16 protein-coding genes are annotated in these 16,609 nt (G+C 63.6%); 4 read left to right on the plus strand and 12 right to left on the minus strand.

Annotated elements, in window-relative coordinates:
• Positions 1-66: 66 nt before the first annotated feature.
• Positions 67-2,019 carry a phosphogluconate dehydratase gene (edd, locus tag NCS02_RS11785; protein ID WP_250523148.1) on the minus strand — a complete coding sequence of 651 codons (1,953 nt, stop codon included), beginning with the start codon at positions 2,017-2,019 and terminating at the stop codon, positions 67-69.
• Between the two features lie 298 nt (positions 2,020-2,317).
• On the opposite strand from edd, the gene NCS02_RS11790 reads away from it, so the two are divergent.
• Entirely contained in the window at positions 2,318-3,157 is an 840-nt protein-coding gene (locus NCS02_RS11790) for a MurR/RpiR family transcriptional regulator (protein ID WP_034471506.1), read from the plus strand.
• Positions 3,158-3,596: 439 nt separating this feature from the next.
• Entirely contained in the window at positions 3,597-3,842 is a 246-nt protein-coding gene (locus NCS02_RS11795) for a hypothetical protein (RefSeq protein WP_034471504.1), read from the plus strand.
• Here NCS02_RS11795 and NCS02_RS11800 read toward each other — a convergent pair.
• The 9 genes from NCS02_RS11800 to NCS02_RS11840 form a co-directional block, all read right to left on the minus strand.
• The gene (locus NCS02_RS11800; RefSeq protein WP_008342849.1) at positions 3,829-4,245 is read right to left on the minus strand and encodes a CopD family protein; all 417 of its coding nucleotides are present in this window, start codon (positions 4,243-4,245) and stop codon (positions 3,829-3,831) included. The genes NCS02_RS11795 and NCS02_RS11800 overlap by 14 nt on opposite strands.
• A 12-nt stretch (positions 4,246-4,257) precedes the next feature.
• The gene (locus NCS02_RS11805; protein ID WP_034471502.1) at positions 4,258-5,529 is read right to left on the minus strand and encodes a glutamate-5-semialdehyde dehydrogenase; all 1,272 of its coding nucleotides are present in this window, start codon (positions 5,527-5,529) and stop codon (positions 4,258-4,260) included.
• Between the two features lie 88 nt (positions 5,530-5,617).
• On the minus strand, positions 5,618-6,709 hold the full coding sequence (holA, locus tag NCS02_RS11810) for a DNA polymerase III subunit delta (RefSeq protein ID WP_034471499.1): 1,092 nt from the start codon (positions 6,707-6,709) through the stop codon (positions 5,618-5,620).
• Positions 6,710-6,731: 22 nt separating this feature from the next.
• Positions 6,732-7,241 (minus strand): LPS-assembly lipoprotein LptE, encoded by a 510-nt coding sequence (locus tag NCS02_RS11815; RefSeq protein WP_409014118.1) that lies wholly within the window; start codon positions 7,239-7,241, stop codon positions 6,732-6,734.
• A 92-nt stretch (positions 7,242-7,333) separates the two neighbouring features.
• A complete protein-coding gene (gene leuS / locus NCS02_RS11820; protein WP_034471496.1) occupies positions 7,334-9,928 on the minus strand; it encodes a leucine--tRNA ligase in 2,595 nt (864 codons plus the stop codon).
• A 193-nt stretch (positions 9,929-10,121) separates the two neighbouring features.
• Positions 10,122-10,562: an ExbD/TolR family protein gene (locus NCS02_RS11825; RefSeq protein ID WP_250507511.1), complete on the minus strand. Its 441-nt coding sequence runs from the start codon at positions 10,560-10,562 to the stop codon at positions 10,122-10,124.
• Positions 10,563-10,572: 10 nt separating this feature from the next.
• The gene (locus NCS02_RS11830; protein WP_008342860.1) at positions 10,573-11,238 is read right to left on the minus strand and encodes a MotA/TolQ/ExbB proton channel family protein; all 666 of its coding nucleotides are present in this window, start codon (positions 11,236-11,238) and stop codon (positions 10,573-10,575) included.
• A gap of 6 nt (positions 11,239-11,244) precedes the next feature.
• Entirely contained in the window at positions 11,245-12,042 is a 798-nt protein-coding gene (dapB, locus tag NCS02_RS11835; protein WP_250478804.1) for a 4-hydroxy-tetrahydrodipicolinate reductase, read from the minus strand.
• A gap of 118 nt (positions 12,043-12,160) precedes the next feature.
• Positions 12,161-12,961: an outer membrane protein assembly factor BamE gene (locus NCS02_RS11840; RefSeq protein WP_033537302.1), complete on the minus strand. Its 801-nt coding sequence runs from the start codon at positions 12,959-12,961 to the stop codon at positions 12,161-12,163.
• A 194-nt stretch (positions 12,962-13,155) separates the two neighbouring features.
• Here NCS02_RS11840 and fur point away from each other — a divergent pair, with 194 nt between their 5' ends.
• Positions 13,156-13,584, plus strand: a complete 429-nt coding sequence (gene fur, locus NCS02_RS11845; protein ID WP_008342866.1) for a ferric iron uptake transcriptional regulator — start codon at positions 13,156-13,158, stop codon at positions 13,582-13,584.
• A 141-nt stretch (positions 13,585-13,725) separates the two neighbouring features.
• On the opposite strand, the gene NCS02_RS11850 is transcribed toward fur, so the two are convergent.
• Positions 13,726-14,235 carry an ureidoglycolate lyase gene (locus NCS02_RS11850; RefSeq protein WP_008342867.1) on the minus strand — a complete coding sequence of 170 codons (510 nt, stop codon included), beginning with the start codon at positions 14,233-14,235 and terminating at the stop codon, positions 13,726-13,728.
• A gap of 79 nt (positions 14,236-14,314) precedes the next feature.
• Entirely contained in the window at positions 14,315-15,643 is a 1,329-nt protein-coding gene (locus NCS02_RS11855; RefSeq protein ID WP_034471492.1) for a C4-dicarboxylate transporter DctA, read from the minus strand.
• Between the two features lie 228 nt (positions 15,644-15,871).
• Between NCS02_RS11855 and NCS02_RS11860 the strand changes: the two genes are divergently transcribed.
• Positions 15,872-16,567 carry a FadR/GntR family transcriptional regulator gene (locus NCS02_RS11860; RefSeq protein ID WP_034471690.1) on the plus strand — a complete coding sequence of 232 codons (696 nt, stop codon included), beginning with the start codon at positions 15,872-15,874 and terminating at the stop codon, positions 16,565-16,567.
• Positions 16,568-16,609 lie beyond the last annotated feature (42 nt).

Here is a 16,609-nt window from a genome sequence, read left to right on the forward strand (position 1 = left end):
GGCGCCCTTGGGGTCTGTCCGCGGGTTTCTCTCAGGTCCCGGGCGATGCGCCCTTCGTTGTTCCGTTCAGTGATTCGTGGCGTGCGCCTTGTTCAGCGCCGACGCCGCCGCCCGCGCATTGTCGCGAAGCGCGTTTCGTTCGGGCGCGGCGGCCGTCGCATGAGCGTGTCCGTCGTGGCTTGCTGCCGCGCCGATCAACGCGCCGAAGACCGACGCGCCCTGCTCCGCCGGCAACGCCGCGCTGCGAAACACGCCGAACAACTCGCGGCCGAAGCCCGCTTCGTTGTCCGCCTGATGCAGCGGAGCCTCGACTTCGCGTGATGCCCACTCGTTCGCATCGATTTCGATGTCGAGCACGCCCGCGGGTGCGTCGATCACGAGCATATCTCCGGTGCGGACCTTGCCGAGCGGGCCTTGCAGCAGCGCTTCCGGCGATACGTGAATGACCGCCGGGACCTTGCCCGATGCGCCCGACATGCGTCCATCGGTCACTAACGCGACGTGAAAGCCCTGATCCTGCAATACGCCCAGAAGCGGCGTCAATCGATGCAACTCCGGCATGCCATTCGCGCGCGCGCCCTGGAAACGCACGACGGCGACGAAATCGCGCTTCAGTTCGCCCTTGTCGAACGCTTCCTGCACTTCTTCCTGCGAATTGAAGACGATGGCCGGCGCCTTCACCACACGATGCTCCGGCGCCACCGCCGAAATCTTGATGACGCCGCGCCCGAGCTTGCCCTGCATCAGCCGCAGTCCGCCGTCCGGCTGGAACGGCTCGCCGATCGCGCGCAGCACCTTCGTGTCGTGGCTCTCTGCCGCGCCGTCGACCCATTGCAGTTTGCCGTCGATGAGCTTCGGCTCCTTGGTGTAATGCGACAGCCCTTTGCCGACGACCGTCTGCACGTCCTCATGCAGCAGCCCGCCTTCGAGCAGATTGCGCACGAGGAACGCGACGCCGCCTGCTGCGTGGAAGTGATTCACGTCGGCCTTGCCATTCGGGTAGATCTTCGCGAGCAGCGGTACGACCTGCGACAGCTCGTCGAAATCGTTCCAGTCGATCACGATGCCCGCCGCCCGCGCGATCGCCACGAGATGCAGCGTGTGATTGGTCGAACCGCCCGTCGCGAGCAGCGCAACGATGCCGTTCACGATCGCCTTTTCATCGACGACATGACCGATCGGCGTGTAGTTGCCGCGTTCGAGCGTGATATCGAGCACGCGGCGCGCGGCCTCGGCGGTGAGCGCGTCGCGCAGTTCCGTATGCGGATGCACGAACGCCGCGCTCGGCAGATGCAGGCCCATCACTTCCATCAGCATCTGATTGCTGTTGGCGGTGCCGTAGAACGTGCAGGTGCCGTGACCGTGATACGCCGCCGCTTCGGCTTCGAGCAGCGCGCCGCGATCGCACTTGCCGGTCGCGAATTCCTGGCGCACCTTGGCTTTTTCGTCGTTGGTGAGGCCGCTCGTCATCGGGCCGGCTGGGACGAAAATGGTCGGCAGATGGCCGAACTGCAGCGCGCCGATCGCGAGTCCGGGCACGATCTTGTCGCACACGCCAAGGCACAGCGCCGCGTCGAACATGTTGTGCGTCAGCGCGACGGCCGTGCTCATCGCGATGACTTCCCGCGAGAACAGCGACAGCTCCATGCCCGCGTTGCCTTGCGTGATGCCGTCGCACATAGCCGGCACGCCGCCCGCGAATTGCGCGATGCCGCCATGCGCGCGCGCCGCCTGCTTGATGATGTCCGGAAAGCTCTTGTACGGCGCGTGCGCGGAGAGCATCTCGTTATAAGACGACACGATACCGATGTTCGGCTCGCGCACCGCCTTGATCGCGAACTTTTCTTGGCCCTCGAGGCCGGCGAAGCCGTGCGCGAGATTGGCGCAGGACAGCGCACCGCGCGCCGGGAACAGGCCGTGCGCCGCGTCGATGCGCGCGAGATAGGCTGCGCGCGTCGGTTTGCTGCGTTCGATGATGCGATCGGTGACGTTCTTGAGTTGCGGATGCGGGGAAACCATCGAAGCTCCTTCGTCTCACTCCCGGCTGCCTGCCGTTGAGATTGGGTTGAACATTGCGAGGGACGGCGTTTGGATCGTTGTCTTGTGATGGTGCCGTGTCTTGCGAGTTTAGGAGAAAAACTACACGATGACAATCGAAAACCTGGCCAGAACGACAAGCAGCCAAATGGATTAGACACTTATCCCACGGACGTTTACGGGATTTCCCTAAGATTCTGTATGCGGCTTATGTAGTATTTGTACAAAACCGATCATCCGTTATAGTCCGTAGCAATTTTCAGAATAGGCGAGAATTCCGATGTTGCTGTCCCAAGTCGAAGCGATGCGCGCGCAACTGCGTCCGTCCGAGCGCAAGCTGGCTGAGTACGTGCTGGAAGCGCCGCGCGAGGTGCTCGACCTTTCGATGACCGAATTCGCCGCGCGCGCGGGCGTCAGCCAGCCGACGATTGCGCGTTTCTGTCAGGCGCTCGGCTTTTCGGGATTTCGCGAGTTCAAGATTCGCTTGGCGCAAGGGGTAGCAGCGGATGTTCCTACCGTGTATCGCGATGTCCGCACAGATGAACCGGCCGCCGGCGTCGCGGCGAAGGTGCTCGACCGGACCATCGGCGCATTGATCGCGGTGCGCAACAGCCTGTCGTCGGACAGTGTCGCGGCCGCGATCGCGATGCTCGCGGAAGCACGGCGCATCGAGTTCTACGGCGCGGGCGGCTCGGGCATCGCCGCGCTCGACATGCAGCACAAATTTTTTCGGTTGGGCGTGCCATCTGTCGCATACTCGGACCCGCACACGTACACCACTTCGGCGGCGCTTCTTGGTGCGGGCGATGTAGTCGTCGCGATATCGAATACGGGACGCACTCGGGACATTCTCGACGCGTGCAGATCGGCGCTGAATGGCGGAGCGAAGGTCATTGCGATCACGCACGGCAATTCGCCGCTCGCGCGTCTCGCCACAGTCGGATTGTTCGCAAACGTCGATGAAGATACCGACATATTTTCGCCGATGACATCGCGCGTTTCACATCTCGCGATCGGCGACATTTTGGCAGTCGGTCTTGCCCTGGCGCGCGGACCCGCGCTGGCGGAAAAGCTCGCGGAAGCGAAGGACGTGCTCGAAGGGCGGCGTGTGGGTGCGTAGACGGCGAAGTTCGCTTCGACGTCGAATGAAGGGCGATGGATCGCCTATTCTCCCCACCAACCCGATGTCTTGCAGGACCATGCAACGTGGACTGTTCCTTCACTGTCGAGCGCTTTGAAATCTGTGTTTATGGCGGAAAGCCGGACGAAGCGCTCGCGCCGCTGTGCGCATGCAATCATTACCTGCGGTCTTCCACGCTGACATGATCGATACACCCCGACGTCTCCACATGCGGAGCGTGGGCATGTCGTTGCTGGCGATCAACGTGTCGAACATGCGGCTCCCGCCGATTACGTCGGCGATCTGGCATGTTTCAGCGAAAAGCTATTGAAACTTCCGAAAGATGGCCAGCCCCATCGGCCGTCGCCCGCGATGGAGCCAGTCGACTATCCGGCGAAGAAGCCAACCGCAGAGATTAATATCGGTATCAGGAAGGGAAGTGTTCGAGCGCATCGACGGCGCCATGTTCATGCGCGCGTACATGCCCGGCTGGCTGGTCGCGGACACGGTCGAGGAATATATCGAAGCGGCGGTCAGGCTCGCGAACAATCACGAAGAACGCGAATCGCTGCGCCGCTACATGCTCGAGAAGAATGTGGTCCAGCGTTTCTTCGAGGGCCGTCCCGAAGTGTTCGGGGAAATGGTCCTCGATCTGGTGAAGCAGGAACGCGTCAGAACGGCTTGATCACGACGAGCAGCGTCGCGCCGAGCAGCCCGAGCACCGGCAGCTCGTTATACATCCGATACCACTTGTCCGAACGCTTGTTTTCGCCGCGCTGAAATGTGTGCAGCAAGCGCCCGCAATATGCGTGATAGGCAATCAGCAGGACGACGATCGTCAGCTTAGCGTGCAGCCAGCCCTGCCCCGCGCCGATGCCCACGACGAGCCACAGCCACAGCCCGCACGCGAGCGCGGGCACGGCGATGAACGTCATGAAGCGAAAGAGCTTGCGCGCCATGAGCAGCAGGCGCGCGGTGGCCGCGGGGTCTTTCTCCATCGCAAGGTTCACGAAGATGCGCGGCAGATAGAACAGCCCCGCGAACCATGAAGCGACGAGCACGATATGCAGCGATTTGATCCAGAGCATCGGTTCTGATTTTTATTGACGGACTTCGCCGCGCCCCAGCACGACATATTTGAGCGACGTGAGCCCTTCGAGACCGACCGGTCCGCGCGCATGCAGCTTGTCGTTCGAGATGCCGATTTCCGCGCCCAGACCGAATTCGAAGCCGTCCGCGAAACGCGTCGATGCGTTGACCATCACGCTCGCCGAATCGACTTCGCGCAGGAAGCGCATCGCGCGGTCGTGGTCTTCGGTGACGATGGCGTCCGTGTGGTGCGAGCCGTACGTGTTGATGTGCTCGATCGCCTCGTCGAGATCGCCGACGACCTTGATCGCTAGCACCGGCGCCAGATATTCCGTGCTCCAGTCTTCTTCGGTCGCGTCGACGAGCGAGCCGACCTGCGCCGCTTCGAGCACGGCGCGCGCTTGCCCATCGACGCGCAACTCGACGTCCTTCGCCTGGAACGCGCGCGCGAGTTGCGGCAGCGCCTCGTTCGCGATGCCGCGCGCGACGAGCAGCGTTTCCATCGTGTTGCAGGTGCCGTAACGATGCGTCTTCGCGTTGTCGCAAATGGCCGCTGCTTTCGCGAGATCGGCGCGATCGTCGACGTAGACGTGGCAGATGCCGTCGAGATGCTTGATCATCGGCACGCGCGCTTCTTCCATCAGGCGCGCGATCAGGCTCTTGCCGCCGCGCGGCACGATAACGTCGACGAATTCGGTCATCGTGATGAGCTTGCCGACCGCCGCGCGATCCGCCGTCTCGATGACCTGCACCGCGTCCTGCGGCAAGCCCGCCGCTTCGAGCCCGACGCCGATCAGCTTCGCGAGCGCCATGTTGCATTCGAGCGCCTCGGAGCCACCGCGCAGAATGGTCGCGTTGCCGGATTTGAGACAGAGCGCGGCGGCGTCGATGGTCACGTTGGGCCGCGATTCATAGATGATGCCGATCACGCCGAGCGGCACGCGCATCTGCCCGACCTGAATGCCGCTCGGACGGAACTTGAGCCCGCTGATCTCGCCGATCGGATCGGCCAGCCCGGCGACCTGACGCAAGCCTTCGACCATCGTGTTCAGCGCCTTGTCCGAAAGCGTCAGGCGGTCGATGAACGCCGCGTCGTGACCCTTTTCGCGCGCGCGGGCGAGATCGCGCGCATTCGCTTCCTTGAGCGCTTCGCGCTCGCGCTCGATGGCGTCGGCCACCTTGATGAGCGCCGCGTTCTTCGCCGCCGTCGACGCCCGCGCCATCGCGCGCGACGCCTTGCGGGCGCGGCGGCCGAGGTCGGTCATGTATTGATCGATGTTCATCGTGGGTCTCGTTGCGTCGGCGCTGCGCGCGTCGAAAAGTTCATTCTAAGCTGTTGCACAGATTGCAACAGCGCGTGACGGAAGCGTTCTAGCGACGCGGTCGTGGCGCTGGCGCGGGCTGCGCCGTCTTGCCGCCGTGCGCGACGGCCATCGCCAGTTCGAACATGCCGGCCCACGGATCCGGCGGCGGCTCGCTGCCGCGCTTGCCGGTGCTGCCCGACAGTCCCTTCACCTGCCGATCCAGCCGCGCCGCCAGCGACAGCGCCTTTTCCAGCGCCTCGTCCGTCACGCGCGAGAGCGCCGGGCCGATCAGCCGTTCGCGCGGGCCCCAGACGCGGTTCTCGCGCATGAGTGTCGCGAGCGGCTTGCCCGATGCGACGCCGCGCTTGATGCGCAGCAGCGTGCGAACTTCCTCGACGAGCGCCCACAGCACGAGCACTGCCGTCTCGCCTTCGCCTTTGAGGCCGTCGAGCATGCGCGCGAGACGGCCGACATCGCCCGTCAGCATCGCTTCGTTGAGTTTGAACACGTCGTAGCGCGCGACGTTCAGCACCGCGTCGTGAATCTGCTCGAACGTGAGCACGCCCTCGGGATACAGCAGCCCGAGCTTCTGGATTTCCTGATGCGCGGCGAGCAAATTGCCTTCCACGCGTTCCGCGATGAACGACAGCGCGCGCCGCCCTTCCTCGCCCGGGGCGACACGCTGGCCTTGCTGCGCAAGCCGCTGGCCGACCCACATCGGCAACTGCGCGCGCTCGATCGGATCGACCTTCAACGCGACGCCCGCGCCCAGCAACGCCGTGAACCAGCCGGATTTCTGCGTCGCGCCGTCGAGACGCGGCAGCGTGACGAGTGTCACGACGTCCGGGTTATCGGCGTCGGCGAGCGTCTTCAGCGCTTCCGCGCCTTCCTTGCCGGGCTTGCCGGTCGGAATGCGCAGTTCGATCAGTTGACGGTCGCCGAACAGCGACATCGACTGCGTTGCGCCGATGAGCGCGCTCCAGTCGAATCCACGCTCGACCGTGAACACCGTGCGATCGGTGAAGCCCGCCGCGCGCGCCGTTGCCCGAATGCGGTCGCACGCTTCCTGCGCGAGCAGATGCTCGTCGCCGTAGACGACGTACAGCCCTTTCAGGCCTTTCGCGAGATGCGCTTCGAGCGCGTCGAGCTTCAGTTGCATGATGCCAAGCGAACCCGGCCGATCAAAGCGGCGGCACCGGCAGCGGCGCGCGCGGCGAGACGCCCGGTGTCTGCTCGCCCGGCGCCGGATGCAGCGAACGCACGGTCGCGAGACGGCGCGTCAGCTGATCGACGGCGTCGTTGCGCATGTCGTTGTAGAGCAGCGTCGCTTCCTGCGATTTCGCGAGCGTGTATTGATCGCTGTATGTCATCGAGCGATTCAGCGCGATGGTGCTCGGCGGAATCAGTAACGTGCCGTCGGCGCCGAGCAGTGTGTAGTTCAGCGAGAAGACGAGCTCGTATTCCTGAATCACGCCCTGCGCGTTCAGGCTCAACGTGCGCATGCCCTGGCCTTCGTTCAGATTGAGCGTCGCGTCCGGCTTCTCGAACGGTTTGACGATCACGGTGTCGCTGCCGCCCTGAACCATGCGCTCGAGGCGCGCGACCATCTGCGGCGTGCCGCCGGTGATCGCGAGCCGCTTGAACGCGTAGTCCTGCTGGCCGCGAAGCTGGAAGCCGCACGCGGACAGCATCGCCGCGCCGCCGAGGAGCGGGACGAACGAGAGAAACGAGCGCCTGCTCGCGCTGACTTTGCCGGTCACATCCACTCCCTTGGTTGTGCGCATCAGACGACCACGTTGACGAGACGCCCCGGCACCACGATCACCTTCTTCGGTGTGCGGCCTTCGGCGAACTTCTCGAACATTTCGTGCGCGATCGCGGCCTTTTCGATGTCTTCGCGCGATGCTTCCTTCGCGACCGTCAGCGCGCCGCGTACCTTGCCGTTGACCTGCAGCACCAGCTCGATTTCCGACTGCTCGAGCGCGGCTTCGTCGACCTTCGGCCAGGGCGCGTCGAGGAGCGGGCCGAATTCCTTCTCGTAGCCGAGTTCCGACCACAACTGGAACGTGATGTGCGGCACGACCGGATACAGCACGCGCAACAGCACGCCGAAGGTTTCGTTTAGCACGCCGGCGCCGACGTTCTTCGCGCCTTCGACCGCGTTGAGCATCTTCATGGCGGCGGACACGACCGTGTTGTACTGCAGACGGCCGTAGTCGAAATCGGCCTGCTTCAGCACGGTATAGATTTCGCGGCGCAAGGTCTTCTCGGCGTCGCCGAGTTTCGATGCGTCGAGCTTCGCGTGCTGACGCAGCGCATCGGCGTTGTCATGCGCGAAGTGCCACACGCGGCGCAGGAAGCGGCTCGCGCCTTCGACGCCCGCGCCCGACCATTCGAGCGACTGCTCGGGCGGTGCGGCGAACATCACGAAAAGACGGGCCGTGTCGGCGCCGTACTGATCGATCAGCGTTTGCGGATCGACGCCGTTGTTCTTCGACTTCGACATCTTCTCGACGCCGCCGAGCACGACCGGCTTGCCGTCCGCGTTCAGCGTCGCGCCCGTCGGGCGGCCCTTTTCATCGTGCGTGACCGTGACTTCGAGCGGGTTGTACCAAGTCTTCTTGCCGCTCGCGTCCTCGCGATAGAACGTTTCATTCAGCACCATGCCCTGCGTGAGCAGATTCTTCGCGGGCTCGCTGAACTTGATGAGGCCCATGTCGCGCATGACCTTGGTCCAGAAGCGCGAGTACAAGAGGTGCAGAATCGCGTGCTCGATGCCGCCGATGTACTGATCCATCGGCATCCAGTAATCGGTGCGCTCGTCGACCATCGTCGGCGCGTCCGGCGCGGTGTAGCGCGAGAAGTACCAGGACGAATCGACGAAGGTGTCCATCGTGTCGGTTTCGCGCTTCGCCGCCGCGCCGCACTTCGGGCACGTGCAGTTCACGAACGCTTCCGACTTCGCGAGCGGGTTGCCCGAGCCGTCCGGCACGAGGTCTTCCGGCAGCACGACCGGCAGATCTTTCTCCGGCACCGGCACGTCGCCGCACGACGGGCAATGGATGATCGGAATCGGCGTGCCCCAGTAGCGCTGGCGCGAGATGCCCCAGTCGCGCAAACGCCAGGTGACCTGCTTGTCGCCGAGGTTCTTCGCCTTGAGATCGGCGGCGATCGCGTCGATGGCTTCTTCCGTCGTCAGGCCGTCGTACTTGCCGCTGTTGATGAGCCTGCCCGCGGTCTTGTCGCCGTACCATTCTTGCCAGGCGTCGGTCGAGTACGTCTTGCCCTCGACATCGATCACCTGCTTGATCGGCAGCTTGTACTTCTTCGCGAACGCGAAATCGCGCTCGTCGTGCGCCGGCACGCCCATCACCGCGCCTTCGCCGTAGGACATCAGCACGTAATTGCCGATCCACACTTCGACTTGTGCGCCCGTCAGCGGATGCGTGACGAAAAAGCCGGTCGGCACGCCCTTCTTTTCCATCGTCGCGACATCGGCTTCGGCCACGCCACCGCGCTTGCATTCGTCGATGAACGCCTGGAGATCGGCGTTGTCGCGCGCGAGGCGCGTGGCGAGCGGATGCTCCGCCGCGACCGCCGCGAACGTGACGCCCATGATCGTGTCGGCGCGCGTGGTGAATACGCGCAACAGTTTCGCTTCGCCGTCGATTTCATACGGGAAGCCGAAGTTCACGCCGAAGCTCTTGCCGATCCAGTTCTGCTGCATGATCTTGACGCGCTCGGGCCAGCCGAGGCCGTCGAGATCGTCGAGCAGTTGATCCGCGTAATCGGTGATGCGCAGGTAGTACATCGGGATTTCGCGCTTTTCGACGAGCGCGCCCGAGCGCCAGCCGCGCCCGTCGATGACCTGCTCGTTGGCGAGCACGGTCTGATCGACCGGATCCCAGTTGACCGTGCCCGTCTTCTTGTACGCGATGCCCTTTTCCAGCATCTTCAAGAACAGCCACTGGTTCCACTTGTAGTAATCCGGCGAGCAGGTGGCGACTTCGCGCGACCAGTCGATGGCGAGGCCCATCGACTGCATCTGCTTCTTCATGTACGCGATGTTCTCGTACGTCCACTTCGCCGGCGGCACGTTGTTCGCCATCGCCGCGTTTTCGGCGGGCATGCCGAACGCGTCCCAGCCCATCGGCATCAGCGTGTTGTGGCCGTTCATGCGCAAGTAACGGTACATCACGTCGTTGATGGTGTAGTTGCGCACGTGACCCATGTGCAGCTTGCCCGACGGATACGGCAGCATCGAGACGCAATAGAACTTGGGCTTGGCCGACGTCTCGGTCGTCCGGTAGACGTCGTTCGCGCGCCAGTTGCTCTGCGCGGCGGATTCGACGTCGGCGGGTGCGTATTTATCGTGCATGGTGTGGTTTGGCTTTCGGCAAATGCTGGGAACGGACTTTGGGACTCGCCGCTATCGATTCGGGCAACGAGTCCGGGCGCTGCGGCATTGCTGACACGGCGCGGCGTCGGAATTCGGGCCTGCTGGCTCGGGCCAAGGCCCGCCGAACGGGGAAATCGCGATTATACCGTTCGATGCGCGCCGGTTCGCGCGCTTATTGCGCGGGCGCTGGCTGCTGCGGTTTCGCGGGCTGCGTGACGAAGCCGATGCGCTCCAGACCGGCCTGCTGCGCCGCGCCCATTACCTGCGCGATGACGTCGTAGCGCGTCGCGCTCGACGCCCGCAGATGCAGTTCCGGCTTCTGCGCGCGCTTGCCCGCGTCGGCGAAACGCGCGCGCATCTGATCGAAAGTGACGGGCGTGTCGTTCCAGAAGAGCTTGCCGGCGTCGTCGATGGACAGCGTGACGGTTTGCCACGTCTCGCGCGCGGGCTGCGACGACACTTTCGGCAAATCGAGCCGGATCGCGTGCGTGAAAAGCGGCGCGGTGATGATGAAGATGACGAGCAGCACGAGCATAACGTCGATGAGCGGCGTCATGTTGATGTCCGCCATCGGCGCGCCATTTGTCTTCTTGTCGAGTCCGCCGAAGGCCATCGCCGCGCTCCTATTCGGCCGGACCGCACACGAACGCATGCAGATCGTGCGCGAATCCGTCGAGTTCCTCGGAAATCTGCCGCACGTAGCGCCCAAGAATGTTGTACGCGAGCACGGCGGGAATCGCGACGACGAGACCGAATGCCGTCATGATGAGCGCCTCGCCGACCGGCCCGGCGACGTTTTCGATCATCGCCTGACCGCTCGACGCGATGTTCGACAGCGCGTGATAAATGCCCCAGACGGTGCCGAGCAAGCCGACGAAAGGCGCCGTGCTCCCCACCGATGCGAGCAGAACCTGACCGAATTCGAGCCTTCGTTGCGAACGCTGCAACGCATGACGCAGCGCGCGCAACACGCGCTCGCTGCGCTCGACGCGGGCGAGCATCGCGCCGGGCATTTCAGCTTCCGAAGCGCGCCACGCGGCTTCAGCGAGTGGCAGAAACACACGCTCGCGATCCGCGCGCTGCAATGCGCCGATGCCATCCTTCAAACTCGGCGCCTGCCAGAAACGCTGCAATGCGCGCGGACCTTGCCACTTGGCGCGCGCCAGAATCCACGCCTTCACAAGCAGGAAACACCAGCTCGCGAGCGACATGGCGAGCAGCAGACCCGCGACCGCGTGCGTCACGGCATCGCCGGATTGAAGGTAATGAATGACGCCCGTTGCTGCCATAAAAAATCAGCGCAGGCCGAGTACGTCCTGCATGTCGAAGAAGCCCTTGTCGTGCCCTTCGAGGAAACGCGCGGCGCGCAGCGCGCCCTGCGCGTACGACAGACGGCTCGCCGACTTGTGCGTGATTTCGATGCGCTCGCCGATGCCCGCGAAGAGCACCGTGTGATCGCCGACGATATCGCCGCCGCGAATCGCGGAAAAGCCGATCGTCGACGGATCGCGCTCGCCGGTCACGCCTTCGCGCGCGTACACGGCGCAGTCCTTCAGATCGCGGCCGAGCGCCTTGGCGATCACTTCGCCCATGCCGAGCGCGGTGCCCGACGGCGCATCCACCTTATGACGATGGTGCGCCTCGATGATCTCGATGTCGTAGCCGGTCGCGAAATGCTTCGCGGCGAATTCGAGCAGCTTCAACGTGACGTTCACGCCGACGCTCATGTTCGGCGCGAACACGACGCCGATCTTCTCGCCCGCCTGCTTCAGTTGCGCCTTTTGCTCGTCCGAAAAGCCGGTCGTGCCGACGATCATCTTCACGTTGTGCCGCAGCGCCGCTTCCAGATGCGCCATCGTGCCTTCGGGACGCGTGAAGTCGATGAGGACGTCGGCGTCGGCGAACACGCGCTCGATGTCGTCCGTCAGCAATACGCCCGTGGTCTTGCCGAGGAACGCGCCCGCGTCCTGTCCGAGCTGCGGCGCGCCGGGGCGGTCGAGGGCGCCGGCGAGTTGCGCTTCGGGCTCGTTGAGGACGGTTTCGATCAGCATCCGGCCCATGCGGCCCGACGCGCCGGCAATGGCGATCTTCATGGCAGTCTCGTGTTGAATCGCGCGCGGCACGCGCGACGGATGATGCGAATGGGCTGTGCGGATGAAGCGGCGCCGCGTCGACGCATGGCGCGGCTTCGTCCTCGAGCGGCTGAACTGCTTACTGGCTTTGCTGCGGCAGATAGAACTGCGCCTGGCCGCTTGCGTTGGCCGGAGCCGGCGACGAACCCGCCGGACCGACCGCGCTGCTGTCCGGAATGTTGATCGTCTGCGGGCGGCGCTGCAGCTGAATCTGCGAGTTGCTGCCGGAACTGTTGGTGGAACCCGGCGCGCCGCCCGAGCTCGTCGGCGCGCTGCTGAACGCCGAGGAGCGCTGACGCCCCGTCGGCATTTCGACTTGCGCCGTTGCGCGGTTCGCGGCCTGCGCGGCTTCCTGGTTCGCATCGCCGGCAAATGCCGCTGCCGTATTCGGTTGCGTCGACGGCTCGCCGACCGGCGCGGTCACCGCCGCGGTCGACGCCACCGGCGCGGATGCCGCCGCCGGCGTCGCAGGCTTCGCGACCTTGACGCCCTTGTCGCCGTCGATTTCGGCGAGCAGCTCGAGGTTCGACGGCAGATTCTCGCCGCCCGACCAGCTCACGACGCGATCGCTCGCGAAGTTGACGACGAAGTCACGCTGCTGAACGACGGATGTCGACCCACGCTTGAAATAGAACACGTAGTCCCAGCGATCGGCGTGGAACATGTCCGTCAGAAGCGGCGTGCCGAGGAGTTGCTTCACCTGATCACGCGACATGCCGACCTGCATCTGCGCCGCGGCTTCCGCCGAAACGAAATTGCCTTGCACAACCGTGATCCGGTACGGCGTGATGCTTTGCGCGATTTTCTGCGTGACGCTGTCGTACGTCGAGCAGCCGGCGAGCAATGCGGCCAAGGTTGCTGCTATTACGGTTCCCCGCATGCGACGGCTCTCCCTGCAATTCGATAAATATTTGGAAAACATTTCACCTTTCACGCGAGGCGCTTCATGGCCGCACTCATTTCGGCCCTCATTCAGCTAATTCACCTTGACGCCTTGACGCCGCTTGGGATGTCAGGATTTGGCAAAACGCATTACTATGAGAACCTTGAATTGTACTCTAGGGATGCCTAGCCATGACCAATCCCGCCGATCTCAAGAATATCGGGCTCAAGGCGACCCTGCCCCGCCTCAAGATTCTCGAAATTTTCCAGCACAGTCCGGTGCGCCATCTGACCGCTGAAGATGTGTATCGAAGCCTGCTCAACGAAGAGCTCGATATCGGTCTTGCGACGGTTTATCGCGTGCTCACGCAGTTCGAGCAAGCCGGCCTGCTGTCGCGAAGCAATTTCGAATCGGGCAAGGCCGTCTTCGAGCTCAACGAGGGATCGCACCACGATCACCTCGTGTGCATCGACTGCGGCCGCGTCGAAGAGTTCTTCGATGCGGAGATCGAACGCCGTCAGCAATCGATCGCGAAGGAACGCGGTTTCAAGCTCCACGAGCATGCGCTCGCGCTGTACGGCGCATGCACGAAGGAAAACTGCCCGCACCGCAAGCATTGAGGTTCGCGCGCCGCTCTTGGGCGCGCGGATGAAAAAACCGCCGTTCATCTCGCGATGGACGGCGGTTTCGTTTCGCCCGTACGTTTCATGTTATGCGCATGCTATCGATTCGCAATTGCATTTCGATTACGGCATGTTGTATCAAGCTGCGCGCGCGGCCGCTTCGATCAGCGCATAACGTTCGGGGAGGTCAATTTCGTCGCAATTCGGCAAGTCGCCGCCGCGATCGACGACGATGAAATCGCCCGGCTCGTCGAGCACGATCAGCGGGTGATGCCACACGCCGCGCGCATAGTTCACGCCCTGCCAGCCGCGCGCGTAAAAGGCCCGCAGACCAGCCGCATCGAACTCGCCCGCAGGCGCGACAACCACGAGATAGCGCACGTCCGCGAGCGGCACGAAAGCCTGACTGCCGAGCGGATGGCGCTCCATCATCGAAACCACGACCGGCTGCGGGCGCGGCTGGCCGCGAAACACGTTGATAAGCGGCCGCCCTCCGCTTTCGAAGCCGACTTCCACGTTCGCGAGATCGTGAAAGCGCTCCGTGGTGCCCGCGTTGATCGGGAAATGACGCGCGCCTTCGAGTTCGATGACATCGCCGAACGGGGCGAAGGCTTCGCGCGTGAGGGGTTCGAGCGTCAATGTTTTCATTCGATTCCTCCGAAGATGCGCGATTCCGCGAGGTGCGTGTCGCGACAGTCGGTCATTTCAATGCCCGGGTTGCGTCGAATCAGATCGCGTGTGCGTGTTCGTTGCCGTGCGCGCCTTGCTCCGATTGCGGCGCGGCGGGCACGAAGCGATACTCGGCGTCCTGATCTAGCACGCGTTTGGCGCGCGCCCGGTCGATGTCGTTCTCCCAGACGCCGACGACCACCGTCGCCACGCAGTTGCCGATCAGATTCGTCACCGCGCGCGCGATGCCGACGAACCAGTCGACCGGCAGGATCAGCACGAGGCCGAGCACGGGAATGGCGGGAATGGCGGAGAGCGTCGCGGCGAGAATCACGATCGCGGAGCCGGGAATGCCGTGCGCGCCCTTCGACGTCACCAGCGACACGAGCACGACGACGATCAGGTCATGCATCGACAGCGGCGTGTTGGTCGCCTGCGCGATGAAGATCACCGCGAGCGTGAGATAGATCGAGAAGCCGTCAAGGTTGAACGAGTAGCCGGTCGGAATCACGAGACCGACGGTCGAATCCTTCACCCCCATCCATTCGAGCTTGCGCATGATCTGCGGCAGCACGGCATCCGACGACGCGGTGCCGAGCACGATCGACAATTCCTCGCGCAGATAGCGCACGAGCTTGAAGATCGAGAAGCCCGCGAGGCGCATCACGATACCCAGCACGACGAACACGAACAGGAAGCAGCTCGCGTAGAACACAACCACGAGCAGGCCGAGCTGCTTGAGCGACGCGACGCCGTACTGGCCGGTCGTGAAGGCGATCGCGCCGAGCACGCCGAGCGGCGCGAGCTTGATGATGAACGCCATGATGCGGAAAAACACATGCGACAGCTCGTCGATGAAAATCGTCACGCGCTGTGCCTTTTCGCCGAGCATCGAGAGCGCCGAGCCGAACAAGATCGCGAACACGAGCACTTGCAGGATGTCGCCTTTGGCGAAAGCGTCGATCGCGGTGTCGGGGATGATCTTCAACAGGAAGCCCGCGGTGTCCTTCAGGCTTTTTGCGTGCTCCGTGTAGGTCGCGAGCGACGCGGCATTGAGCGAGTGCAGATCGATGTTCATGCCGACGCCCGGCCGCGTGAACCATGCGAGCAGCGCGCCGATGACAAGTGCGAGCGTCGTCATGATCTCGAAGTAGACGACCGCCTTCAGTCCGACGCGTCCCACTTTCTTCAGATCGCCCGCGCTCGCCATGCCGCTCACGACGACGCAGAACACGATCGGTCCGATCACCATCTTGATGAGCTTCAGGAAACCGTCGCCCAAAGGCCGCAACGACTGGCCGAAATGCGGAAACAGCGCGCCGACCACCACGCCGATGACCAGCGCGATCATCACCCTGCCGAACAGCGAATTCAGAAATCTCGACACGACCGTCTCCTCGTGTAATGTCTCGGGACCAAAGCAACTGTTCCGACTGGTCGGACCAGTGCTGTGATGGGGAATATTAGGAAGCCGATATAGAGCCGTCAAGGAAGCATTGGTAGCGGTTTACCCTGTTCCGGCCGGGTACGGAAATGGCCGCGACACGGTCGTTCACACGTGCGCACGGCACGCGCCTACAATGGCGGTCAGACCGGCCAATTCGGGTTTCTTCCTATGAAAAACGTCCCGCATACCGTGACCGACGCCGCCATCGCGACCATTCGCGAGCGCATCGAATCGAGCATGTATCCGGTCGGGAGTCTGCTTCCGGCGCAGCGGCAGCTATCGGAAGAATTGGCGATTAGCCGGGCGTCGCTACGCGAGGCGCTCTCGACGCTCGAAGCGCTCGGCATGCTGCATATCCGGCCCGGCAAAGGCGTGTATGTCAGCAGTGCGCAGGCAAGCAACGCACATCCGTGGCGCTTCGCGGATCAGGCGTCGCTGCCCGACACCTATCAGATGCGCTTCGCGCTGGAGGGATTCGTCGCGCGGCTCGCGGCGCATTCGATCGGCGACGCGGACATCGACTGGCTCGACGACAATCTTGACTCGCTGCACGCCGCGTTGACGGAATCGGCGCTGGAAGAAGCCGCGCAACTCGACTTCGCGTTTCACATGCGTATCGTCAGTCTCGCGGGCAATGCGGCGATCGAATCGATCCTGCGCGGCAGCGCCGACATCATGAAGGAGAGCCAGCGGCTGCCGTTCTATCGGCGCGAACTGGTTTTATCGACGTATCACGAACACGCGGTCATCATCGAGGCTCTGAAGGCGCGCGACGGCGAGAAGGCCGGCCGCGCGATCGAAGGTCACATCGTCAACGCGGCGCAGCGCGCGGGCGTGCATTTTCCCGTTCCGAGCAAAGCTTGAGGCGAAAAAAAGCCGCTCCGAAGAGCGGCTTTGTCGTTTCAG

It is taken from the genome of Caballeronia sp. NCF2 (genome assembly GCF_023631205.1).
Taxonomy (GTDB): Bacteria; Pseudomonadota; Gammaproteobacteria; order Burkholderiales; family Burkholderiaceae; genus Caballeronia; species Caballeronia zhejiangensis.

Bases quoted from the DNA above. Each gene is read 5' to 3' on its own strand.
- edd (WP_250523148.1), bottom strand. From the start codon at position 2,019: ATGGTTTCCCCGCATCCGCAACTCAAGAACGTCACCGATCGCATCATC.
- NCS02_RS11790 (WP_034471506.1), top strand. From the start codon at position 2,318: ATGTTGCTGTCCCAAGTCGAAGCGATGCGCGCGCAACTGCGTCCGTCC.
- NCS02_RS11800 (WP_008342849.1), bottom strand. From the start codon at position 4,245: ATGCTCTGGATCAAATCGCTGCATATCGTGCTCGTCGCTTCATGGTTC.
- NCS02_RS11805 (WP_034471502.1), bottom strand. From the start codon at position 5,529: ATGAACATCGATCAATACATGACCGACCTCGGCCGCCGCGCCCGCAAG.
- holA (WP_034471499.1), bottom strand. From the start codon at position 6,709: ATGCAACTGAAGCTCGACGCGCTCGAAGCGCATCTCGCGAAAGGCCTG.
- NCS02_RS11815 (WP_409014118.1), bottom strand. From the start codon at position 7,241: ATGCTGTCCGCGTGCGGCTTCCAGCTTCGCGGCCAGCAGGACTACGCG.
- leuS (WP_034471496.1), bottom strand. From the start codon at position 9,928: ATGCACGATAAATACGCACCCGCCGACGTCGAATCCGCCGCGCAGAGC.
- NCS02_RS11825 (WP_250507511.1), bottom strand. From the start codon at position 10,562: ATGGCCTTCGGCGGACTCGACAAGAAGACAAATGGCGCGCCGATGGCG.
- NCS02_RS11830 (WP_008342860.1), bottom strand. From the start codon at position 11,238: ATGGCAGCAACGGGCGTCATTCATTACCTTCAATCCGGCGATGCCGTG.
- dapB (WP_250478804.1), bottom strand. From the start codon at position 12,042: ATGAAGATCGCCATTGCCGGCGCGTCGGGCCGCATGGGCCGGATGCTG.
- NCS02_RS11840 (WP_033537302.1), bottom strand. From the start codon at position 12,961: ATGCGGGGAACCGTAATAGCAGCAACCTTGGCCGCATTGCTCGCCGGC.
- fur (WP_008342866.1), top strand. From the start codon at position 13,156: ATGACCAATCCCGCCGATCTCAAGAATATCGGGCTCAAGGCGACCCTG.
- NCS02_RS11850 (WP_008342867.1), bottom strand. From the start codon at position 14,235: ATGAAAACATTGACGCTCGAACCCCTCACGCGCGAAGCCTTCGCCCCG.
- NCS02_RS11860 (WP_034471690.1), top strand. From the start codon at position 15,872: ATGAAAAACGTCCCGCATACCGTGACCGACGCCGCCATCGCGACCATT.